Raw genomic sequence first — 23,782 nt, forward strand, 5'->3', positions numbered from 1 at the left:
CAGTGTTGATTCACCATCCACCATCCACCTCTACACTAGATGTCTAATTCTTCACTGGGAAGGGAGTATGTCTAAAAATATAGCCCCAACTTCTTGAAGAAGTTGGGGCTATATAGTGGTTTGTTGTTTTGGTGCGTTACGCTATCGCTAACACACCCTACTTTATTACCCTCTTCTTGCTGCGGCGGCTTCATCGGGATGAATGCCTAAGCGAGTCAGATTGACGCGTCCTTTGTTGTCGATTTCGCGCACCTTGACGATGACTTCATCGCCGACACCGACTTCATCTTCCACTTTACCGACACGATAGTCGGCGAGTTGGGAGATATGGATCATCCCTTCTTTGCCTGGTAGTAGCTCCACGAAGGCACCGATGGGGATAATTCGAGTCACGCGTCCGGCGTAGATGTCGCCTTCGTTGAGACGGCGGGTTAAGCCTTGGACGATTTGGATCGCACGTTTGGCTTTCTCATTATCGATCGCGGAAACAGTTACGGTACCATCATCATCGATATCGATTTTGGCTCCGGTTTCTTCGGTAATCCCTTTGATGGTTTTACCTCCAGGGCCGATGACCAAGCCGATTAATTCTGGCTCGATTTTGAAGGTGAGTAAGCGTGGAGCAAAGGGTGAGAGTTCTTCGCGAGGTTTGTCGATCGCGGCTAACATTTTCTCTAGAATATGTAAGCGGGCGGGACGGGCTTTGTTAATAGCCTCGGCAATAGTTACCATTGGTAAACCGCTGATTTTCATGTCCATTTGCAGGGCAGTAATTCCGGTATCGGTACCTGCAACTTTGAAGTCCATGTCGCCGAGGAAGTCTTCGATTCCTTGGATATCAGTCAAGATGCGAACTTCGTCGCCTTCCTTAATTAGTCCCATCGCCGCACCGCTGACAGGTTTGGTAATTGGTACGCCAGCATCCATCAATGCCAAAGTCGAACCACAAACCGAACCCATTGAGGTCGAACCATTGGAAGACAGGATCTCTGAGACGATTCTGAGTACGTATGGGAACTCATCTTTAGTTGGCAATACGGGGATGAGGGCGCGTTCTGCGAGGGCACCGTGACCGATTTCGCGCCGTCCTGGGGCACGCATGGGTTTGGTTTCACCTACTGAGTAAGGAGGGAAATTGTAATGGTGAATATACCGTTTGGTATTTTCGGGATTGAGATCGTCGCCTAGATCCTGAGCGTCACCTGGAGTCCCCAGGGTACAAGCGGACATGACTTGAGTTAAGCCGCGATTGAATAACCCCGTACCGTGAACGCGTTTGGGTAAGACACCGACAAAACAAGAGATCGGACGCACTTGGTCGAGTGTCCGTCCGTCTACTCGTCGTCCGGTTTCGATGACCTGTTGACGCATCATTTTTTTGGTGATGCTTTTGAACAAGGTGCTGACAGCTTTACTATCGCTGGCTACAGCAACTCGGAGCGGATCGGTTTCTGGTAAACTAGCGATCTCGGCTACTGCTTTAGCTTTCACTTCATCTAGCTCGGCATCGCGAATCGGTTTACTTGGCTCGTATTTGCCGAGTACGATTTTGATGCTTTCGGTAGTGCGATCGCGGAGGAAGTTTTCTAGGGTAGGATCGGTGGCTGGTTTCTCAGCATGAACGATACTCAGTCCTAGTTCTGCCAGTAATTCACGCTGTGCGGTAATTAGCTCCTGTACGGCTTCATAACCAAAATCGATCGCTTCGATGATATCCTGCTCGGGCAACTGATTTGCACCCGCTTCGACCATGATTACGCCGTCTGGAGTACCTGCGACTACTAAGTCGAGGTCGCCAACTTGAATCTCGCGATAGGTGGGATTGATAATAAAATCATCCCCGACCAAACCGACGCGTACGGCTGCCATTGGGCCATTGAAGGGGAGTTGAGCGAGTAGTGATGCGATCGAGGCTCCAGTTACCGCTAGCACGTCTGGAGGGACTAGCTCATCGAGGGACATGGTGGTAGCAACGATTTGGATATCATCGCGCAGCCAGTCGGGGAATAATGGACGCATCGGTCGATCGATCAACCGACTAATCAATGTAACTTTTTCTGGTGCTCTGCCTTCACGACGTAAAAATCCGCCTGGAATACGTCCGGCTGCGTAGATGCGTTCTTCGTAATCTACAAGTAACGGGAGGAAATCAATTCCTTCTCTTCCTTTGGCACGGGTTGCGGTAACTAATACACTGGTGTCGCCAGATTCGATTAAGACGCAACCGCCCGCTTGGGGTGCGAATACACCGACTTTAAGCCGAATATCCCTACCGTCAAAGGATATTGACTTATTTATCTCTGCCATTGGGTTGTCCTTTTTTTCTTCACTTCTTCTCTTTCTATGTGCGATCCTAGCATTCTTAGTCGCTCAAGTGGGAGATTTCTAGCCTGAGAATAGATACTGCTCACTGGGAATGATAAGTTTACCTCTTCGCTCGTCATGGCGATCGTTTGCCAGTCTCAGATGGTGCATTACGGCTTTCGCCTAACACACCCTACGTATGGGTTGCTACATTTGAAATGTCAACGGTAATCTCGATCGCATCTGGAGCTTCATGGAACAGAAATTAGTCGATCGCATCTGGTACGGGAATCGATCGACTATTGTAGAGACTCATGGTTTTTTCCATACCTTGCTTGAGGCTCATTTCGATCGCATCATTGACTAGATAAAGTACTTCACTGACAATCGGTATTTCTACTCCCGAAAATTTACCTAGTACGTGAGATATGGTATCTTTCTCACCAGCACTTTTACCAATCCCGATCCTGACTCTCGGAAAGTTTTGAGTACCTAAATGCGAGATGATTGACTTCATCCCATTATGTCCACCTGCCGAGCCAGACATTCGCAGTCGAATTTTGCCGAGTGGTAAATCTAGATCGTCATAGACAACCAATACCGACTCTGGTGGTAACTTAAACCAATCGATCGTCGCTCTCACTGATTGCCCAGATAGATTCATGAAAGTCTGCGGTTTCAATAGTCTAATTTTAGTATTATTACTACCAAATCCTTCACCATAAATACCTTGAAATTGCTTGCGGTCGCTCAAACTAATTTGCCAGCGTTTAGCAAGAATATCTAACAGATCGAAGCCGACATTATGCCGAGTCTGCGCGTATTTAGTTCCTGGATTACCCAGCCCGACAATTAACTGTGGAATTATTGCCAATTCATCACTCATGGTTTAGAGGGCAGAGGGTAGGGAATAGGAAGGGTAAAAGTGAGATTTAAGCTGGGACGATTTTACCCGATCGCACTTGTAATATCTGCGATGAATCTAGCCATTTTGCATCAAATGCGCCTAGATGTGTCGTCGTAATCAGTGTTTGAAAGCGATCTTCGATGACACTCAGTAGTTGATTCTGACGGGTAAGATCCAGTTCTGCTAAAACATCATCGAGAAGTAATAATGGCGGTTCGCCGACGATTTGTTCGATTAGTTCTAGTTCGGCTAATTTGATCGCCAACACTAGGGTGCGTTGTTGTCCTTGAGAACCATAAGCTTTAGCTGGAGTAGTATTAATAGTTAACTCTATTTCGTCGCGATGTGGGCCAACGAGCGTATTTCCTAAACTTTGTTCGGCAATCCGGCGCAGATGTAATCGATCGACAAATGCTTGATAAATTGATTCGGGTGTATTCTCGATCGCTGTAATATTTGGCGTATAAGTAATCGTTAATTCTTCAGTATTTTTACTAATTTTAGTATGCCATGTTCTGGCGATCGGTGCCAACCTGTCGATAATTCTGACGCGGCGGCGGATTACCTTTGTACCAGTAAGAATTAATTGATGATTCCACGATTCTAATTCGGCTGGATCTAGTGTCCGATGTTCTGCTTGCTTGAGCAAACTATTTCGTTGTTTTAATACTCGCTGATACTCATGTAAAATGTGTGCATACACTGGCTCTATTTGAAATAGTAGAGAATCAATCCAGTGTCTGCGTGTCTCTGGATTACCGCGTACTAAATCTAGATCTAATGATGAGAATTCTACAGCATTTAATATCCCTAAAAAGTCGAGTTGCCGTTTGAGATTTTCACGGTTTACGGTGGCTGTTCGTCTACCCTTATCTCTGAGTAGCAAGGCTAGATCGATCGAGCCATGTTTGCGAGTCAATTGGGCAGTAATTTTGCTGTCAGTCTCCCCTGTCAAAACCAAATCTCGATCGCGTGAGACTCGATGACTTTTGAGTGTGGATAATAACTCCACTGCTTCCAAAAGATTAGATTTACCTTGAGCATTATCACCCAGTAAAATTGTCTTGGGTGCCGAAAAAATAATTTCCTGTTCGCGGTAATTCCGAAAGTGACGCAGATGGAGCCGATTTAAATACACGAGTTGAGAGGTAGGGGATATTGGGAATTGGGGAATGAGATTGGCTATGGGCTAGACAGGATCGGGAACCGCAACAACTAGCTCGTGGTAACTACTAGTGTTTGTGGCTGAGGCTGCAAATATAACTACTCGCCCCTTATCAATCTTATCTGGTTTGACGATCGACGTTGTTAACTATGACATTAATAGATTGCGTGGTAATTGTGCCACTATTGTCGATAACGTTAATTGTAGATGTCAGTTATTAAATTTGGAGATGAGTAATGGCTAAGATTACTAGAGAAGAGTTGTTGGCTCGTTATGCTGCCGGGGATAGAGACTTCAGTGGGTTGGATTTGCGATGGGTTGAACTTCAGTACGCTAGTTTGAGAGGAATCATTCTCACTGGAGCCAACTTGTCTAATGCTCGACTGTTTCGTGTTGATTTGAGGGAAGCTAATCTCACTAGTGCTCGTATGACTGATACTATCCTTGAGGATGTCGATTTGAGTGGGGCTGATTTGAGCAAGAGTATATTGCAGGGAACTACTTTGAGAAGATCCTGCTTGACAGGAGCTAACTTCGAGAATGCCATCTTGGCTGAGTCGGGAATGGATGATTCCTGTCTCAACAACGCTAATTTCAGCGGTGCCGAACTCTGTGAAGTATCTTTCACAAGATGTAATTTTAGGGATGCTACTGTCAATATCAATGAACTTCGCGGTTGTTATTTGACTCAAACCCTTTTGCCCGATGGAGAGATTGTTACCAACGGCATCCAAGATTGAATTGGCTGCAAAATTTTCATCTGCCAATAGAGTAAAAATGTAGGGTGGGCACTGCCCACAGACCATTTAGAGCCAAAGCAATAAGAGTTTGAACTGTTTGATTCTATCGGCATCTCTTTACCAATAGATCGAGCATACATGCCAGAAAATTATTTGGAATCGACCATCCAACTAAGAATACCAAGAATGCGCTCGACTGGTATCACTTGATATTCATTACTATCGATCGTTACCTCCTTACCTTCAAGTTTGAGAAACTGCCACAATTTACCACTAGTAACACTACCATAAATAATTGGTAATGGCTTATCCTTGCTTTGATTGAAGATTTGAGCCGCAACCATTTCAGCGACACACTGTCCCCAGCCAACATCTAACTCGCCCTTTTTTGCCTCTACTAGCATCAGGACAGGAGCTTGGATGATATAAGAAGTTGTCGATCTGCTGAATAGAAAATCACAAAAGCCGTTTAAACCTCGATCGCGATCGACATTAAATTCTTCTCCAGAAAATAACTGAACTCGATCGCAAGCAAGTCGCCGCACCTCAACTAAGATTGGACTAACTAGCAATTCGGACTTGGCTTTTTCAGACTTAGCTTTTTGAGCAAGTGGCAAATACTGATTAAAAATGGTCAGAAATTCGGGTTGTGGCGTTATTGGTGGCAGAGATTCACAGAAGTTTGATTCTATTAGATTCAGATCGAATATGTCGATCGCACTCTGCAAAGAAAAGTTGTTATAAGCCATAATTACCTCAAGTCCGATCGAATAGAACAACTACAATCTATTTGCTAACTAACTGCGGAAATTGTTTGCATAGAGCAGTAAATAGTGGAGATGGTTTACTAGGTTGCAATCGATCGCCCTGTTGCCAATTAAATCGATTCCATAAGAATGGGGCTTCTTTTTCTGCTGCTAACCATAATAATTTCTTAGCTCTAGTAATTGCCACATATAACAACCGGAGATCTTCCCCTTGTTTGAGATAATCCGCTAGTTCCCACGCATCATTAGGTGTGGGGATAGATTGATTGTGCAGGTGAGCGCGAATTTTGGCACGAGCAACTTCTGCTAAAGTAAAGTCACCCAGAAATTTAGCACCTTGAGGAGTCCATAGTTTCCCAGGGATACGATCGCTTAAAAATGGAATAAACACATAATCCCAGTCTAAACCCTTAGCCTTGTGCATGGTAATAATAGTCACTTGTCCCGATGCAGTATATCGGGATTCAGAGCCATCATCGATATTTTCAAAGCCTTCGGTAGTCACAATTTCTTGCAGCACTTCGATCGCACTATAAATCGAACTGCGTCCATAAGTTTGTAGCGCGATTCGATCGGCTAATTTATCTGCTGTTGCTAGTTCGCTAGATTGATAATTCAACTGGCTTCCCAAATAGCTAATCAGTTGGTAGTGAGGCAATGTCAATCTCGATTCCAATAATCCACAGCAAATTTCTCGTGCTCGTTGGACTGTGGGAGTCTGGGGTGTTTCTAAAATACTCGGATAGAGAAACCGTTCGGGAAATACTGCTAGAACATCTAGATCTTGAGCATCAATTAATTTCCGATCTAATAAAACTTTTAGTACAGCTTTGAGATAGTCTGGAGAATGTGGTCTAGTTAGAAACTGAAATAGTGTCAGTATTTCACTGGGTAGTTTGGAAGTACGATCGCCTTCACCTGCTTCATAGAGTTTAATTTCGGGATGCGATCGATGCCAATCTGAGAGCCGATCCAAGATAAACTTTGCCTGTCGATTTTCGCGGACTAAAATTGCGGCATTTGCGGTAGGATTAGCTTTAAATAGTGTTGTTAATCGCTGCTCGATCGAGAGTACGGACTCATAGACATCACTCGGTATGTGCAATTCTACCCCACCATCTTGAGGACTGGGATTTGGTTGGGCATCTCCTGCTGATACCGGACGAATAGTTTGCAGCCAGAAGACAGATTCACGCTTGGGTGTATCTTCCCCTTCCTTAGGAGGTACTTGAAGATAATCATTACCCCAATTGAGTACAAAATTAGCAGCATCCATAATTATCTGGTTACTGCGTCCGGCTTGCTCCATTTTTTCCAGTCGCGGCGATGAACCTGGCTCGAAATCGCTACACTCTTGGCAAAAATTGCGAAAATAGCTAGGATCGGCGGGGGTAAATGTCGAATTGATCGCCTGATTGGGATCGCCAACGCGAATTAGATTGGGCAGCAATTCTGGTCGATCGGGAATACCAGCCAATTGGCGTAGTAATCTTTCCTGTAGGGGACTAGAATCTTGCGCCTCATCTTCAAATACAGCATGTACTTGTTGTTGCCACAATCTCCTTGCAGATGGGTCTGCCATCACCCGCAAGGCTCCCGCAATCATCTCATCGTAGTCCAGGTAGCCGGACGCGATCAGCAACTCCTGATACGCCTGATAGAGTCCAGCACTTATGCCCAAAATATCATATCGATCTGGATACAACCTGGAAAGTTGCCACAGATCGTCTGGTGACAAACCCGAACTTTTGGCTTCGCGGACAGCGTTAAATGCCAAGCTGGGCAATATCTCCGTCCGTAATACTGACTGACGGCGCAGTCGCTCTGTCTCCTCGCCATCGAAGCTTTCCCCAGCCAATAAGCAGCGATAACTCTGGGGGTACTGACTCAACCATTTTTGAACGGTGTCTTCAATCAGTTTATGATTGGCAGATGGCATCACTAGGGTACGATCTGTCAAATCTAGCCGTGATAATTCTGGATGCTTGGTCGCAATACTCAATGCCAAGCTGTGGATCGTAGTCACACTATACCCGATCGGTGGTAGTCCCAATTCTTTGAGACAGCTTCTAATCTTATCCTTAATATTCGCTGCTGCCGATCGAGTCAGGGTGACAATTATCAACTGACGACTCTGATGTAGATGCTCTCTCGCGATCGTAATTGCTGCCGCTACCGCCATACTATAGGATTTCCCCGCCCCTGGCACTGCCGAGACTGCTAATGGCCCCGATTGCCAATCTGCTAGCGTCCGCTGTCCCATTCGCAATCCTTGCCGCCATTGAGAGATGATTTTTGCTTGAGAGCTAGCGATCTTGTCTGAATGAGCAATGGGGATAGGCATAGTAAATACCAGGGCTTTCTCTTCACATTAAACGATAAGGGGTGTGAGAAACCTCACACCCCCGATCTATTTTTTCAGATTAACTCACACTTTACACCAGTAGATCTGAGGGTGCCCCTTGTGGGTACCCTCAGATCTACGCTGTTACTAGGGAGTCCGATTAGCTGTACTTCCAGATAATAATTTAGAACCCACATTGCCTTCACTACTACTAATTATCTGAGACGCGTAGTAATAGTGATTATAACGACTTTGTTTGTCTAGTTCGACGCCATTGAGCACCATTCCCAGCACTTTGAGTTTAGACTGAGTGAGAATTTCTTGGGCGTACTCGACAGATTCTTTGTCAGCGACACCTGGACGGAGGACAAATACCAACCCACCTGCTTGTGTTCCCAAAATTGCTGCATCAGCAGCAACAGTCAGTGGTGGTGCGTCGATGATAACTAGATCGTACTCCTGCGACCACTGGACGATCGATGTACTCATTTGTACGGAGTCAATTAAGACCACTGGATTTGGTGGTATTACACCAGCCGTCAACAGATAGAGATTTGGCTGGATTTCAGTAGTTGCGGTCTGACGGTCGCACTGTCCGCTCAGGACATTACTGAGTCCTTCATAGTTACTTTGTCTCCAAATTAGATGTTGAGCGGGTTTCCGCATATCTGCATCTACGAGGAGAACTTTTTTGCCCAGTTCTGCTACTGCTAGTGCGAGGTTAGCTGCGACAGTTGATTTTCCTTCTCCTGATTGAGAGCTAGAGACTACTACGACTTTGAGGCTATCGTCCGCATTCAAGAATTGCAGGTTGGTCTGCAACATTCTGAAGGATTCACCTTCAATCCCTGTGGTCATGCCAGTCAAGACCAGTTGACCTGGTTCTCTAGAATTACTCTTACCTAACTTAGGCAATTGGCGCGATTTTTCAAATACAGGGATTTGTCCCAAGATTGGGTAGCCAGGGAGTAAATTTTTGGCTTCTTCCGATGTCTTGATCCGTTTGTCGGCTCCATCGAGGAGGAAAGCAGTCGCAGCACCTAAAAATAGACCGAGGAAGCTACCAATGGCGATGTTCTGACCTTTCTTGGGTGACAGGGCTTCTTGGGGTAATTCGGCATGGGTTTGGATTCTAGAGTTACCAAGGGTTTGATTTTCGGCAATTTCGATTTCTTGGAGCTTGCTGAGTAGTGTTTTATAGTTAGTCCGCGTTGTTTCGAGTTTGCGTCCCAGCGCATTTTGCTGTTGTTCCAATTTTGGCAGCGCATTCATCCGTTGGCGATAGGCCTCGACTACCAAGCTGAGTGCGGCGATCTGTTTTTGCAAGCTCGTCCGTTGGGCTTCACTTTTGGCGAAGTCCGCAATCATACTCCCTTGAATTCCAGATGGTTGCAATTCGACAACTTTACCCTGGAAATTTTGTTCGCCAGCGAAGCTCTGCTGTGTCCGTTGTTGGAGGATTTGAGCTAGAGCTTGTCTTTTCTCTTTCAGGTTGAGGATGCTGGGGTCGTTGTCACTAAATCGAGTTTTTTCGGTCGCTAACTTGGCATCAACTTCTTGCAACTCTTTGAGTGATTTTTGCAAGCCAGGTGACTCGCTGGCCAATCCAGTTTTGATAGTGTCTTGAGCATCTCTACCCCCAAACAGACTCTTTAATCCTTCAAGTTTGGATGTTTCTGCTGCTATACTTGGCACGGTCAAAGCTTGCGCTTTTGATAAAAACACGATCTATCGATAATGTCCCCATACCCGACACCCCACACCCTAACCTCAAATTATGACCGTGCCAAGTATAGTTGAGCAGAAGCGGATGTGATTTCTTTATTTAGGCTGGTGATGGTTTCTACTGCTTTGACAGATTCTGTCGGTAGATAGTCAAGCCATCTAGTTCACCAATCGCTCCACCACCAACATTGGTTGCACTGCTCAATAATGCACTAGTCTTGTTAGTCTTTTTGAGGATGACTTGTCCTTTGGCTTGGAAGATTTCCGTTTGCTTATATGTCCATACTGTCGCGACTGCGGTAGTATGGGTAAAGACTAGGGCAGCAGGCAACCAACGACGTTTGAGTACTAGCCAATATTGTGCAATTTCATCCATAGCTATCTCAGCGGGTGACTGTAGGTATACTGCCTCATATTCTAACACTGTGACTTTAGGTACTCATATCCGTATTTCAACGTAATTCATTTAGGCTAAATCGACTAATTTACTCAGATCGGAGCGGCGTAAGCTGGTCAAATGCTGGAGAAATCGGCTCTCAATCGCTGTTATGACCTGCGTATTAGTCTCATGATTTTATACAATAAATTAGCAATATTTGCTATTTTCAGTAAGAATATTTGTATTGTGCCGATCGGTTTTGCCGAAGCTAAACTACCGTGTTAGAAGGACACCAACTCAATCCCACCATCATTAATCTCGCTACATCTTCTGCGCTAAATATCGAACAGCGGCTCCAGGAAATCCCTCCCGAACCTGGAGTTTACTTCATGCGGGATGCTACCGATCGCATCCTCTATATCGGCAAATCCAAAAAACTCCGTTCCCGCGTTCGCTCCTACTTCCGCGATAGCAGCCATCACACTCCACGCATTGCGATGATGGTGCGACAAGTAGCCGAAATTGAGTTTATCGTGACCGACAGTGAAGCCGAAGCTCTGGCTCTAGAAGCTAACCTGATCAAACAACATCAACCATACTTTAATGTCCTGCTCAAGGATGACAAAAAATATCCATATATCCTGATTACCTGGTCGGAAGAGTATCCCCGCATCCTGATGACGCGCAATCGGCGCATCGGCAAAGGTAAAGACAAATATTATGGCCCCTACACCGATGCGGGTTTGCTGAGAAATGTCCTGTACACGATTAAGCGCACATTTCCACTTCGCCAAAGACCCCAGCCGCTATTCAAAGATCGCCCCTGTCTCAACTACGATCTGGGTCGCTGTCCTGGCGTGTGTCAAAATTTGATTGCCTCGATCGATTATCGCCAAACTGTCGAAAAAGTGGCGATGATTTTTCAAGGGCGAAGTGGCGAACTGCTCGAAACTCTGAACGCGCAGATGCACAAAGCTGCTGAAAACCTCGACTTTGAACAAGCGGGATTGATGCGCGATCGCATCTACAATCTGACTGCTCTCAATGCCGATCAAAAAGTATCCCTACCCAATGATACAGTCTCCCGCGACGCGATCGCTCTGGCTGCCGATCTCACGACTGCTTCCGTGCAATTATTCCAAATTCGGGCTGGCAAACTAGTTGGGAGATTGGGATTTACGGCTCAGGTGCAGTCTCTAGCTGTTGAATCGAGCCAGCCATCTGATGAAGAACTCGGCGCAATCCTCCAAAGAGTCCTAGAAGAACACTATCAATCCGCCGATCCTGTCGAAATTCCGCTGGAAATCTTGGTGCAATATCCATTACCAGACGGCGAAATCTTGGCTAGTTATTTGAGCGATCGCAAGGGTCGAAAAGTGACGCTGATTACCCCCCAGCGGCAAGTTAAAGCCGAGTTAATCGAGATGGTCGAAAAAAATGCCATTCACGAACTGACTCGCCTCCAACGTCAAAGCGAACGCAACACAGCATCATTAGAAGATCTCGCCGAAATCCTGGGTTTACCCGAACTTCCCCGCCGGATCGAAGGTTTCGATATTTCCCATATCCAAGGCTCCAATGCTGTAGCTTCCCAAGTCGTATTTATCGACGGCTTACCCGCCAAACAACACTATCGTCACTATAAGATCCAAAATCCTGAGATTACGATCGGACACTCTGATGATTATGCCAGTCATGCTGAAATTGCCAGACGGCGATTTCGGAAGTATGCAGGTGGCATAAATACTGACGATGATAATTTCCCCGATCTCGTGATGATCGATGGTGGGAAGGGGCAACTATCCGCAGTGATGAATGTATTGGAAGAGCTGAATCTAGCTGATAAAATGTGTATAGTCAGTCTTGCCAAGCAACGGGAAGAAATCTTTATGCCCAATGAAAGTTTGCCTCTACCTACAGATGCCGAACAAGCCGGAGTCCAATTGCTCCGCCGTGTGCGGGATGAGTCTCACCGCTTCGCCATTACCTTCCACCGCCAACAACGGGCTGTCAAACAAACTCGATCGTATTTAGATGAAATTGTTGGTTTGGGTAGTCATCGTCAGAAACAACTCCTCGCCCATTTTCACTCGATCGATTACATCCGTGCTGCCAGTGTCGAAGATTTAGCCAAAGCTCCTGGAATTGGTGCCCATACGGCTACTGAGATCTACAGTTACTTTCATCCACAATAATCGCTCGAATGAAATAGTCGATCGTTGAGAGTCAGATGCTGATGATTTAAACCCATGCATCTGGTTAAACTCGCTCGGTTCGATCGGATCTCAAGGAGCAGGAGGCACTGATAGATCCGCAAAACTATTAATTTAGAAGGGTGACTAGAGCCACATTCACAAGTAGGAGTGCTACTTTAGATAGATGGATAAAGAAGATCTACAGTGTTGGTACAAAGCACTTGAATTAGAGCCTGGGGCTTCACTGGAAGAGGTGAACCAGGCACATAAGGATCTGGCGTTAGTTTGGCATCCTGACAGATTGCCCCAAGATAGTCCCCGCTTGCAAGAAAAAGCCCAAGCGAAACTTAAAGAAATCAATAATGCCCGCGACAGGTTGCGCGAGTATCAAGCCGATCGATCTAATATTAACGGCAACGACAGTAGTAGTAAATCTACCCGATCGTCAAGCAGCTCGAAACGAGACTCCTCATATCAAAATTCGCACCGTCAACAGCCCCGCCGCGCCTCAACCTACAGATCGGACCCCCAGCCGCCACACCAACCAGAGCCAACCCCAGCCAAAGCTACCGAAATCCACAGTCATCCGCAGCCAGCCGCTACCACATCAAAATCCACTCCTGGACGACAAACGAATACACCCTCTCGCACCCCCCCTCAACGCCCAGATCTCAGCGGTGTAGACTGGAGTGGTACGGATCTAAATGAGCGCGATCTTTCGGGTAGAAACTTGAGCAATGCCAATCTCAGTCATGCCCAGCTCAAGGATTCTTTCCTGCACGGCACTAATTTGCAAGGTGCCAATCTCCACAGAGCCAATCTCTTTCGGGCAAATTTGTTTCAAGCCAATCTCAGTCATGCCAACTTGCGCGAAGCAAATCTAATCGGTGCCGATCTTAGTGGTGCCGATCTTAGTGGTGCCGATCTCACTGGAGCACAGATTAGGGTGGGAACGAGAATGACGGTGAGACTGATTGGTGCCAATCTCACAGGTGCGATCATGCCAGACGGGCATGTATATGGTTAAACAGTTGACAGTTGACAGCTTGCACTGTTGGCATTAGCTTTGCCCTTAGCAATGCGTAGCCGTTGGCGTTAGCCTGCCGTAGGCACAGTCGTTTCCAGCGGGATCTCAATCCCCATCCGAAAAACCTCGCTGTCTTGTCTGGCTAAACCCTCAGCTTTGCGTACGTGCGGCGAATCGCTGTCAACTGTTTAAGATAGATTGTCTGGTGTTGCTGTAGTTTTGCTAGTGGCTAACTCGTTGAGAGCATAATCTCTAAATCGATCCATATCAGCCTGGAGTGTACCTTCTACCGCATTGCGGACAAAGCCATTATCCATCAACATTGCCAAAAATCCTGGCACTTCGTAGGTAATAGTCAGTTTGACAATGCTGGTTTCCTTGCGATCGTAAAATCTAATCGCCCCACGATTGGGTAAACCATCAACTGACTCCCACTGAATAATTTGATGTGGAATCTCCTGGAGAATGCGGGATAACCACGTAAATTCTAGTGTCTTTGTCCCTAGTTTCCAGCGGGAAAGTTCGGGGCTACCTTCGACGATTTGGACTGATTCGATCCACTTCATCCAACGTGGCATCAACTCGATATTTTGCCACAGATTCCACACATGTTCGATCGGTGCAGCAACTTCAACTTGAACGCTATGTTCTAACCATTGGGACATAAGGGTAGGGGGTAGAGGGTAGAGGGTAGAGGGTAGAGGGTAGAATTAGGTTTTAGGCTCTGGGGTAGAGAGTAGAGCTAATTGTTGCAAAATATCGATCGCTATACCCGATCGATTTTAGGGATCGGGTATCTAATTATTTAACAAAGTGCAGAAGCTATGGCTTAGGTGTTTAAATCCCCCATCTTTAGGTGGATTAAATCCCCACCCTAAAAACTTCGCTGTCTTGATTCGCTGTCTTGTCATTTTTTTATTCGGCGGCGTTTTATGCGGGGGGAACCCTAGACATAAAAACGCCGCTGTCTTGAAAAGTTGCTTTACTTGTCTGGACGGGTCTCCCGCCCAGATGGGAAACCCCAAGAACACTGGGCGGGTCCCCCACTGGTCGGGAGACCCGTCCAGTTGCCCATCAGCACTTTTCGCTAAACCCTCGGCTTTGCATACGTGCGGCGAATCGCTGTCAACTGTTAAAGGCAATTTGCGGTCTGTTTGAGGTCGCTAAAACTAGCCAGAACTGCTTGAGCTGCTTGTTTACCAGAAATTGTGGCTCCTTCCATACTGTCGATATAATCTTGAGCAGTATAGCTACCCGCCAGGAAGAAATTGTCAATTGGTGTCGCTTGGGTGGGGCGAAAAGGATCCATCCCTGGTTTTTCACGATAAAGTGATTGGGCTAGTTTGACGACACTAGACCAAGTTACCTTTAATTCACGCGCAGATGGGAATAGGTTGTTGACTTGAGCGACGACATGTTGAACGATGTCCTCATTTTTCATCGGGATAAAGGGTTCGCCTGGAGTCAATACTACTTGCAACAGCGAACCTTCGCCTTCTCGATAATAATCGGCGGGACTGGTCAGCGCAAGATCCGCAAAGCAGGAAAAATCAGCATCAGCACTGTATAACAGGTTATCAAGTCCGGCTGCATGGGCTAATTGGTGGCGTTCTGCGCGATCGGACATTTCTGTCACCCAACCATCAAACCTAAGCTGTACCGTAGTAACGGGGACTGCTTCGAGTTTGAAAATGTTATCGAAGAAAGTCGATTTCCGCCAGTCGGTGGGGATGATGCGATGAATACCTGGGACATCGCAAGCACAGACATAGGCATCAGCGGTAATGGTTTCGATCGAGTCGCCGCTGGCAATATCAAATCCAGTAATGTGGATATTATCGCCCGATCCCGTGTATTTAACCTGCCGCAATTGACTGCGGGTGTGGATTTTGGTACCTCTAGCTTCCAGGTATTCAACGATCGGTTTGTGGAGATATTCGGCTGGTGAGCCTACCAGCATGTTTAGTTTTGATGCTTCGGTTTTGGAGGCAAACATCATAAAGATCGTCAGCATACATCGCGCTGAGATATTTTCGGTATCGATAAATCCTAATGCCAAGGCGATCGGATCCCACATCCGGCGCAGGCTATGATTGTTACCACCATGCGATCGAAACCAATCAGCAAAACTAACTCGATCGAGATCGCGAATCAGTTTCATCCCTGCCTCATAGCTTACCAATCCAGGCACGATCGGACTAGTGCCTAGTGCCAGCGCATTGCGGAGTTTGTCAACGATCGTCAATTGTCCGGTGGTAAAAAATGCCTTCAATCCATGAAAAGGTGCGCCGAGAAAAAATCTAAAGTCCAGCTTACCGATATCGCCGCCAGCATTGACAAAATTATGGACGTGTTCTTTGGGTAAAAAGATATCTGTGGCTCCAATCCGCTGCATCAGTGCGAAGAGATTGGCGTAGTTGTTGAAGAAGACATGTAAGCCCATCTCGATGTGATTGCCATCAGCATCGATCCAACTCCCAACTTTTCCGCCAACAAAGGGACGCGATTCAAAGATCTCTACCTCATGTCCTGCATCCACCAAATCGACGGCTGTAGCCATGCCTGCCAATCCCGCACCAACTATTGCAACCCGCATATCTATTTCGTTGTTTTCAGTATCTTTACAGATTTTAAGATTTTTTAAGCATTTGTGCATCCTTTCACAGCGCACATTTATTACTTACTGCCGTACCTGTGACAAATTAGACATCTAGTGCAGCGGTGAATGGTGAATGGTGGGTGAATGATGGAGCGAGCGGTTGGTTCGGGAGTAGACGATCGAGTAAGACTCTCGATCTCCAACATCATTAGCGATCGATAGTTGTTATTTATCAGTAAATGATGTTATGCTAGTCTAGCTGAGTTAAAAAACGACGCGGAGTAGAGCAGCCTGGTAGCTCATCGGGCTCATAACCCGGAGGTCACTGGTTCAAATCCAGTCTCCGCAACCAATTCTAATTAAAGTAAGGTCTGCAATGACTGAGCAATATTAGATTTTTTAACTCCGACGCGGAGTAGAGCAGCCTGGTAGCTCGTCGGGCTCATAACCCGAAGGTCGCTGGTTCAAATCCAGTCTCCGCCACCAAATACAACAAAAAGCCGTACCCTCACAGGTGCGGTTTTTTGTAGGGATCCTAAAGTTTGATCGCGATCGACATCCCATCACCAATCGGGATAACTGAGACATTGACGCGTGGATCTTTAACTAGCTCCCGATTGAATCGATCGATACCGAGTGTAAATTCATCATTGTAAGTATCGGGACTTAAAACTCGTCCTTGCCAGAGGACATCAGTTGTGACTAATAATCCACGCGGACGCAATAACTCGATCGCCCGCTGATAGTATGGGTATTGATGCTTTAGTCCACAGATCGTAATCAGATCCAAAGACGCGACTGGATTGACAGCCAATAGTCGATCGAGCAAATCTAATCCGCTACCAATTTGGAGATCGATCTGTGCCGCTACGCCGCCTTGTTGCCAGTAATCGCGCGCAATATCCAAATGTTGCCCAGCCACCCCAAAACTAATCAATCGACCCTGTGGAGGCAATGCTAGAGCCATTGCCAGAGTATTATAGCCACTAAAAATCCCAATCTCTAATACTCGACTCGCATCGATCGATCGCATCAACAGCGCGATCGCTTGTGCCTGCGCCAAGGTAGGCTGCATTTGAGAGAGGGGATAGTTGGTAGTAGCTCGTTGGAGATTGAGGAGTAAATCGGCGGGTGGAGTAGATATAGAGCTAATATACCGATCGATTCTGTCCTCTATGCCAGTACTAATCTGTTGATGAATCGGGCGACAATCTTCGACAAATTGACGGGCACAATCTTTACATTGATACCGTTGTTTTTCTCGATAAAAACCATGCTTCCGAATCCGAGTAGATTGACAATTGGGACATTTCATCAAAGCTGTAATCGTCTTTACTTAATCGCGCCTACCGGATGATGCTGGGATTCAAATTGTGGTGCATAGGCTTGGAGTAGGGTGCTAACTTGTTTGACAACCTCATCTCCAGTGGATTTGGAGATCGCTTGACGTTCGGGAAAAAATTTGGGTCGATCGAGATTTTGGGCAATTGCCGACTCAACTTGTTGAATAATCAAACTTTTGAGTTCTTTTTGGGCGCGATCGCGTTGATAGCTGGCACCTTCTTCTGTGGTAGCATAGAGCGGAGGAAGGCGATTGAGTGCATAGGCGGCAATGTCTCCAACATCTAGTTGAGGATCGGTATCGGCTCGATCGATGCCTTCTTGTGGGGAAATTGCGCCAATCTGAGAGATCGTTTCCGCGATAACTAACTCTTCCATCACATTGATAAATTGTTTGCGCGGTACTGTGACGACTTCACCAGCGAGTAATGCTCCCATCAGATGATCGAGTGCCATATACTCTTCTACAGATAGTTCCGCAGCACTGTCACAAATCCGGCCTACCTCTGCTTCCATCGCTGGGGTAAGATAGCCTTCATCCAAAGCATGTTCGACGATCGCTTGTATATTCATCATTTGGAAACAGTTAATAATAATTCCAGATAGTCCAAGTGCTAACGCTTACTTTCAAAGACTATTTACATATATTGTTCCCTCAGGATAGACAAAGAGAAACAGATCGGAGGGGATAGAGGATATACTCGCTTCCCCGTCTCAAATTGCGGAGTTCGTCCCGCCTTTGTTTCCACGGATCGGGGAACCCGATCCGACGACCATGGACCGAACCCAAGCTAGACATCTAGGGTAGGGGGTGAATGGTGAATCATGATGTCTATTTCTTGAGCGGGAAGGGAGTAGGTTAGGGAATGAAAGCGTAACCTGAGTGTGGATCGTCTCCGATCGCTTCGCTGTCAAATGTCAACACTTCAGCTTCGCATTGCCTACGACAGCATAACGCCAACAGTGCAGGCTATCAACTGTTTACTCAACCTTGATGATTAGTCGATTGCGGTCGATCGCCATTGAACGGGATCGACTGAGACAGCATTGACATATAACCCCCAGTGGAGATGAGGCCCTGTAGACGATCCAGTACTACCGATCGCCCCGATCGGATCGCCAGGAGAGAGCATTTGCCCCGCTTCGACGCTAATTTTGCTCATGTGCATGAAAATACTCACCACCCCTTGTCCATGATCGACTCCCACGACATTACCGTGAACGCGGAAGCCTTTTTTCTCATAACCGACTAATACTACCTTGCCACCAGCCGGAGCCACCACCGCCGAACCATAACCCCCAGCATAGTCTAAACCGCGATGATAGTAATCCTTGGCAAATTCACCATTGTAGTAGCGGCGGACACCATAAGGAGAAGAAGTTCTCCCCTGATTGGGGGCGATAAATTTGCCATCCCACAGTTTATCGGGACTGACGGTAGCTTTGAAAGCGGCTACTTGCTGGAGTTCTAATTCTGTTGCCTCGATGCCCGCTTTGCCTGGGGAAAAATTGATGCGTTGGATCGGAAATTTGCGATCGCTTACCGAGACTTTGAGTGTAGTGGTACCAGCATTATCAGCGATCGTTAAATCTCGCTCTCCTGGTTTTTCGAGCGGGGTAGTCGGCACCATCGCCCGAAACCCATTGGTACCCGCTTCAAATACTGGATAAGTTTTACTACCGACTTTAATCGTCGGTGGATTCGGCTTACCAGGAGACGGGGTAATATTTACGACGATCGTTTCTCCCAGTCGGGGCTTTGCAGGTGTAAATTGGTTGCTTAGTGCCAATCCTGGGATTTTCACGGCCGATGATAGAACGATCGTCAACGCCATTGCACCCAATAGGATCGATCGCCAATTACGGAATGAAAAGCGATCGCCTAAGAGCGAATTTAGTAGTTGAGGTGATGCTTTGGCAAACAGAGACTTAGCCATAGTATTTAGAGGGTAGAGGGTAGAGGGTAGAGGGTAGAGGGAAGATCCCAGGGATCGCAATGGTGCGTTACGGCTTGCGCCTAACTCACCCTACGTCAACTGAGATCGATCGGGTACTGGTGAGTTACGGCTTGCGTCTAACATACCCTACGTCAACCTAGCTGCTCATTCAGGATTGATACAGTGGGCATTTTGACAGAGACTGTACTAAAAATGGCAATTTTTTTCACTTGTGCAAGAGATCTTATCTTTAATATTGAGTAGTAGCTGACCTAATTCCTGTTCCCATAGACTTAAAAAACTCGGTATCCTAGAGGTTAAGTTACATTAAATTAATTTAAAAAATCTCATAATTATAAAAATCTAGTGCAAGAAGATTTTCGGCTGATCGTAGATTTGGTATCTGTGCTAGTGGCTGCTGCTGCTGGCGGAATTATTGCTGGACTGGCTAAACAACCCGCACTACTCGGTTATATTGTGGGCGGAGTCATTGTTGGGCCGACTGGATTGGGATTGATTAAAGAGTTGATCCAAGTTGAAACCCTAGCACAATTTGGTGCAGCTTTTCTATTATTTGCCCTGGGAGTGGAGTTCTCATTTTCCGAGCTAAAGAAGGTACAGAAAATCAGTCTCGGTGGTGGTGGACTGCAAATTCTACTGACCATTTTAGTCACAACTGTTATTTCTGTGAGTGTAGGGTGGGTGTCAACTCCTCAACAAGGGGTATTTTTGGGAGCGATCCTATCTTTATCTTCGACGGCGGTAGTGCTGAAGTCATTGATGGAGTCGAATGAGACAGCAACGCCCCACGGACAGGTAATGCTTGGTATTCTGGTAGTCCAGGATCTGGCGTTGGGATTTATGTTGGCGGTATTACCAGCTCTCGATCGACCTGTAGCAGAGATTGGCACGGCGGTAATTCAAGCAGGGGTGAAGATCGGTCTTTTTGCGATGGGTGCGACAATTATCGGGGTTTGGGTGATTCCGCGATTATTACGGCTGCTGGCGAGTACTGAGAGTCGGGAATTATTCCTACTGGGGATCGTGACTATATGTCTGGGAATTGCCGTAATTACTGCATATTTAGGTTTGTCCATCGAAATGGGGGCATTCGTCGCTGGTTTGATGATATCTGAAGTGGAGTATGCAGACCAGACTTTAGCATACGTGGAGCCGCTAAGAGACATATTTGCGGCGTTATTTTTTGCGTCGATCGGGATGTTGATCGATCCATTTTTTTTATGGGAAAACATCGATCTGATTCTGGGGCTAGTTTCGATCGTCTTCATCGGTAAATTTGCGATTATTACGCCGTTGGTGCGGCTATTCGGCTATCCATTGCAAACGGCGTTAATCGCTGGATTGGGATTGGCTCAAATTGGGGAGTTTTCGTTTGTACTCGCCAGTGAAGGGCGAAATTTGGGTTTAGTATCGCGGGGAGTATATTTGCTGCTATTGGGGACGACGGCGGTGACGTTGGTGATTACGCCGTTTATCCTCAGATTGATTCCCAGCCTATTTAATTGGATTGAGAGTGTCCCCGCACTCGATCGCTGGTTCAAGCCAGGTGAGCCGCCCCTAGAAGTCTCAGAACATGTGCCCCTCGAACCCCCGATCGTTATTTGCGGCTATGGACGTACAGGGCAGAATTTGGCGACTCTCCTCGCCGAACAAAACATCCCCGTCGTAGTGGTAGAGCAGTCGGAAGCAGCAATTGAGAAATTGCGCGCTGGGGGAATTCCATATATTTATGGCAATGCTGTCAGTATCCCCGTGCTGACTAGAGCCGGACTCGATCGAGCTAGAGCGATGGTGATTGCCCTTCCTGACTCGATGAGTACGCGCCTGTGTCTCAAACACGCGCTCGAAATTTCCCCCGATCTCGATATCGTCGTCCGTGCAAATCAATACCAGGATATCGAATTACTGTACCAACTTGGCGGTAGTGAAGTCGTGCAGCCCGAATTTGAGGCGAGTTTAGAAATGGCATCTCACCTGCTGGTAAAAATTGGCTTACCGACGGTTCAGATCCAACGCCAAGTTACAGCGATCCGTAATTCTCACTATCTGGAATTACGTCCCGAAAGTACGATCGGCGAAATGTCTCAAAATATTCAAGCAGCTACTTTGGGGATGAATAGACGCTGGTATCAGCTATCGCTGACATCGCCACTAGTGGGTAATTCGATCGCTAGTGCGAGTATTCGCCCCATTACTGGAGCGACGATCGTCGCGATTCAACGCGAAAACGGTACCCAGATTAATTATCCCAATGGCGGGACGATCTTCCACATCGGTGATAGTTGTCTAGTTATCGGTTCTGTTGAGGAACAAGCCGTATTCGAGCAACTTACTAAGGGCGAAATTGCGATCCCAGTGCTACCGATTCCGGTTCTGGAATCAGTCACAGAAGTAATCGTTGACTGAGCGGGATTTAGACTAGATCGATTACTGATACTGAATATAGGCGATCGCCCGACGGGAAATCAATGTCTTGCGATCGTTTGTATCGGTAAAGAACAAGCACTGAGGATCTTGCCATACAATTCTGCCCACAAAGACATCACCCGTCAATAATTTGATCGACACTTCGATCTTGTCCTTAATCGAGCCTTGAGTCTGGCGGGTACTGGGTAAATTAACATCAAGTTCGGACATATTCTAGTTCGGGTAGAGGATTATTTATCATTATTATTCCCAATCTCGACCATAGTTTTAGCTAGGATGACAAATTTACATTTTATAATCGATCTAACCTCTCCCTTACCTGCTCGATGGTGACGACAGCAATAATTATCGCTCGATTGAAACAAGCTACCCTAGATCTACTATGGTCGAGTGAATCGGATTATCCGTTTGAAATAGTCACTTGGAAGCAAGGGATTGAAATGACTCCTACTGCTTTATTTAGCGATATAGACGATGCCGATCGATCGATCGAGTCTATGACTTTAACCGATCTGTTCGCACCTGTACTGACAGTAGAAGATTGGTATGAAGCAGCCGAATTAAAGCAAGTCGATCGCTATACAGAATTATTCCACGCGATCGAGTCTAATCTAGCTGAAGTTCAAGTTTTCCGCGTTGGAGAGGTTGAAATTGCAATCTATATCGTCGGCAAAACTTCCGATGGCGATATTCTAGGATTGAAGACTCATGTGGTGGAAACTTGATCGTTTCCTTTGCTGAGTTTATCGACCATTTTTAAAAGATTTGGAATCCGATATTTGCCATACATACTCGCGATCGCACTTTTAGCTTCGGCTTGACTGATGCCAATCGCTGTCACATATAGTGGACGCTGACTACCACCACGAAAAACTTCTGCTTCGACTGGTGTATCTTCAAATCGATTTTTAGCAACGCCGATGATGATAGATTTACCGTCAATCGCATCATACAAATGCTTCCCCAGTCCTGGCTTCTGCGCCGCTCCAAGCTCGACATAACCATCAACAACTATTATCTCTGGTAACGACTCAAGTCGCGTCAGAATTCCTAAGATACATGGCAATTCGCGCTTATAAAATTGCCCTGGCTCATACTCTGATACATTCGCAATTTTTGTGGTAATTTGACAAATGGTTTCGGAACCTTGCCAATATTCAAATAAAATACCTGCAACTAAAGCTTTGCCCTCAATATAGTTGACATCAACAGCAAAAATCATTGATTTAAGTAGCTAGGCGCAATTAAATATAAAACGATCGAGTGCATATTCACCAGCTATACTTCGAGATTCCATTCCCGCCATGACAGCCTTGGCTAAATCATACTCATTGTCAAACATCTGTCCAGAGATTTCATGGCTTTTGAGTTGGTGCCACTCAGTTTCAATCGGATTCATTTCCGAACAATAGGGCGGTAAGAAGAAGATTAATAAGCCTTTGTCCTGCCAATCAGCCCACTTTTGACGGACAAGATGACTTTTGTGTAGAGGGCCATTGTCTTGAACTACGACTGTCAAACGTCCAGTCGCTGCTAGCGTTTGTGCGGCTTTGCGTGCGACCCAATCCATGACTTGAATGTAGCTTTTTCCATTGAAGCCGCCTTGAGCAAGAGCATACTCAAATGATTTACCTGGTTCCCACAAACCCAGAATGCTAATCCGATTCCCATATCGCTTGTCTGTCTGCTCCATTCGTTTCTGCTCTCCTACTGGAGAGTAGCTATAGCTGACTGGACTCCAGAGACAAAAACCAGCTTCATCCAAATACTTCAAATCGATGATGCCCTCTTGTGCTGCCAACTTCAATGTATCTAGATCTGCTTGAGGGAATTGCTCTTCGAGTTGGATTTTGTTTCTTAAGGGTGGCTGGTGCGCGTGCGTTTCCATCGATACTGTTTTTTTT

Annotated in this window: 20 protein-coding genes and 2 tRNA genes; 7 read left to right on the forward strand and 15 right to left on the reverse strand. The window is 46.4% G+C overall.

Annotated features, from left to right (window positions below; translation table 11 throughout):
• Nucleotides 1-165: 165 nt before the first annotated feature.
• From ACEW9J_RS16125 to recF, 3 genes are all read right to left on the reverse strand, one after another.
• Entirely contained in the window at nt 166-2,307 is a 2,142-nt protein-coding gene (locus ACEW9J_RS16125; protein ID WP_373546134.1) for a polyribonucleotide nucleotidyltransferase, read from the reverse strand.
• Nucleotides 2,308-2,569: 262 nt separating this feature from the next.
• Entirely contained in the window at nt 2,570-3,190 is a 621-nt protein-coding gene (pth, locus tag ACEW9J_RS16130; RefSeq protein WP_373546135.1) for an aminoacyl-tRNA hydrolase, read from the reverse strand.
• Nucleotides 3,191-3,236: 46 nt separating this feature from the next.
• Nucleotides 3,237-4,349, reverse strand: coding sequence for a DNA replication/repair protein RecF (gene recF, locus ACEW9J_RS16135; protein WP_373546136.1), 1,113 nt, complete (start codon nt 4,347-4,349; stop codon nt 3,237-3,239).
• Nucleotides 4,350-4,612: 263 nt separating this feature from the next.
• Between recF and ACEW9J_RS16140 the strand changes: the two genes are divergently transcribed.
• The gene (locus ACEW9J_RS16140; protein WP_373546137.1) at nt 4,613-5,116 is read left to right on the forward strand and encodes a pentapeptide repeat-containing protein; all 504 of its coding nucleotides are present in this window, start codon (nt 4,613-4,615) and stop codon (nt 5,114-5,116) included.
• Between the two features lie 149 nt (nt 5,117-5,265).
• On the opposite strand, the gene ACEW9J_RS16145 is transcribed toward ACEW9J_RS16140, so the two are convergent.
• From ACEW9J_RS16145 to ACEW9J_RS16160, 4 genes are all read right to left on the reverse strand, one after another.
• Entirely contained in the window at nt 5,266-5,865 is a 600-nt protein-coding gene (locus tag ACEW9J_RS16145) for a hypothetical protein (RefSeq protein ID WP_373546138.1), read from the reverse strand.
• A gap of 37 nt (nt 5,866-5,902) precedes the next feature.
• Nucleotides 5,903-8,227 (reverse strand): ATP-dependent helicase, encoded by a 2,325-nt coding sequence (locus ACEW9J_RS16150; RefSeq protein ID WP_373546139.1) that lies wholly within the window; start codon nt 8,225-8,227, stop codon nt 5,903-5,905.
• 147 nt (nt 8,228-8,374) lie between these two features.
• Nucleotides 8,375-9,952: a polysaccharide biosynthesis tyrosine autokinase gene (locus tag ACEW9J_RS16155; RefSeq protein ID WP_373546140.1), complete on the reverse strand. Its 1,578-nt coding sequence runs from the start codon at nt 9,950-9,952 to the stop codon at nt 8,375-8,377.
• A gap of 118 nt (nt 9,953-10,070) precedes the next feature.
• Entirely contained in the window at nt 10,071-10,328 is a 258-nt protein-coding gene (locus ACEW9J_RS16160; protein WP_373546141.1) for a hypothetical protein, read from the reverse strand.
• A gap of 311 nt (nt 10,329-10,639) precedes the next feature.
• Between ACEW9J_RS16160 and uvrC the strand changes: the two genes are divergently transcribed.
• Nucleotides 10,640-12,526, forward strand: a complete 1,887-nt coding sequence (uvrC, locus tag ACEW9J_RS16165) for an excinuclease ABC subunit UvrC (protein WP_373546152.1) — start codon at nt 10,640-10,642, stop codon at nt 12,524-12,526.
• 184 nt (nt 12,527-12,710) lie between these two features.
• Nucleotides 12,711-13,553 carry a pentapeptide repeat-containing protein gene (locus tag ACEW9J_RS16170; protein ID WP_373546142.1) on the forward strand — a complete coding sequence of 281 codons (843 nt, stop codon included), beginning with the start codon at nt 12,711-12,713 and terminating at the stop codon, nt 13,551-13,553.
• Nucleotides 13,554-13,741: 188 nt separating this feature from the next.
• Here the strand turns inward: ACEW9J_RS16170 and ACEW9J_RS16175 are convergent, their stop codons facing one another.
• Together ACEW9J_RS16175 and zds are read right to left on the reverse strand one after the other, a co-directional pair.
• Nucleotides 13,742-14,218, reverse strand: a complete 477-nt coding sequence (locus tag ACEW9J_RS16175; RefSeq protein ID WP_373546143.1) for an SRPBCC family protein — start codon at nt 14,216-14,218, stop codon at nt 13,742-13,744.
• A gap of 467 nt (nt 14,219-14,685) precedes the next feature.
• Nucleotides 14,686-16,149: a 9,9'-di-cis-zeta-carotene desaturase gene (gene zds / locus ACEW9J_RS16180; protein WP_373546144.1), complete on the reverse strand. Its 1,464-nt coding sequence runs from the start codon at nt 16,147-16,149 to the stop codon at nt 14,686-14,688.
• Nucleotides 16,150-16,427: 278 nt separating this feature from the next.
• Here zds and ACEW9J_RS16185 point away from each other — a divergent pair.
• Nucleotides 16,428-16,504: transfer RNA gene (locus ACEW9J_RS16185), tRNA-Met, on the forward strand.
• A gap of 57 nt (nt 16,505-16,561) precedes the next feature.
• Nucleotides 16,562-16,638 (forward strand) — tRNA-Met (locus tag ACEW9J_RS16190).
• A gap of 49 nt (nt 16,639-16,687) precedes the next feature.
• Here ACEW9J_RS16190 and ACEW9J_RS16195 read toward each other — a convergent pair.
• The 3 genes from ACEW9J_RS16195 to ACEW9J_RS16205 form a co-directional block, all read right to left on the reverse strand.
• Nucleotides 16,688-17,467, reverse strand: a complete 780-nt coding sequence (locus ACEW9J_RS16195) for an SAM-dependent methyltransferase (protein WP_373546145.1) — start codon at nt 17,465-17,467, stop codon at nt 16,688-16,690.
• A gap of 17 nt (nt 17,468-17,484) precedes the next feature.
• Complete coding sequence (locus ACEW9J_RS16200) at nt 17,485-18,066, reverse strand: late competence development ComFB family protein (protein ID WP_373546153.1); 582 nt, start codon at nt 18,064-18,066, stop codon at nt 17,485-17,487.
• Between the two features lie 425 nt (nt 18,067-18,491).
• The gene (locus tag ACEW9J_RS16205) at nt 18,492-19,430 is read right to left on the reverse strand and encodes a M23 family metallopeptidase (RefSeq protein WP_373546146.1); all 939 of its coding nucleotides are present in this window, start codon (nt 19,428-19,430) and stop codon (nt 18,492-18,494) included.
• 366 nt (nt 19,431-19,796) lie between these two features.
• Between ACEW9J_RS16205 and ACEW9J_RS16210 the strand changes: the two genes are divergently transcribed.
• On the forward strand, nt 19,797-21,857 hold the full coding sequence (locus ACEW9J_RS16210) for a cation:proton antiporter (protein WP_373546147.1): 2,061 nt from the start codon (nt 19,797-19,799) through the stop codon (nt 21,855-21,857).
• 21 nt (nt 21,858-21,878) lie between these two features.
• On the opposite strand, the gene ACEW9J_RS16215 is transcribed toward ACEW9J_RS16210, so the two are convergent.
• Entirely contained in the window at nt 21,879-22,088 is a 210-nt protein-coding gene (locus tag ACEW9J_RS16215; RefSeq protein ID WP_373546148.1) for an RNA-binding protein hfq, read from the reverse strand.
• 116 nt (nt 22,089-22,204) lie between these two features.
• Between ACEW9J_RS16215 and ACEW9J_RS16220 the strand changes: the two genes are divergently transcribed.
• On the forward strand, nt 22,205-22,603 hold the full coding sequence (locus ACEW9J_RS16220) for a nuclease A inhibitor family protein (protein ID WP_373546149.1): 399 nt from the start codon (nt 22,205-22,207) through the stop codon (nt 22,601-22,603).
• Here the strand turns inward: ACEW9J_RS16220 and ACEW9J_RS16225 are convergent.
• A complete protein-coding gene (locus ACEW9J_RS16225; RefSeq protein WP_373546150.1) occupies nt 22,585-23,100 on the reverse strand; it encodes an endonuclease V in 516 nt (171 codons plus the stop codon). The genes ACEW9J_RS16220 and ACEW9J_RS16225 overlap by 19 nt on opposite strands.
• A gap of 12 nt (nt 23,101-23,112) precedes the next feature.
• The coding region (locus tag ACEW9J_RS16230) for a transposase (protein WP_373546151.1) at nt 23,113-23,782 on the reverse strand (670 nt) is incomplete at its 5' end.

It is taken from the genome of Chamaesiphon sp. (genome assembly GCF_041737865.1).
Classification (GTDB): Bacteria; Cyanobacteriota; Cyanobacteriia; order Cyanobacteriales; family Chamaesiphonaceae; genus Chamaesiphon.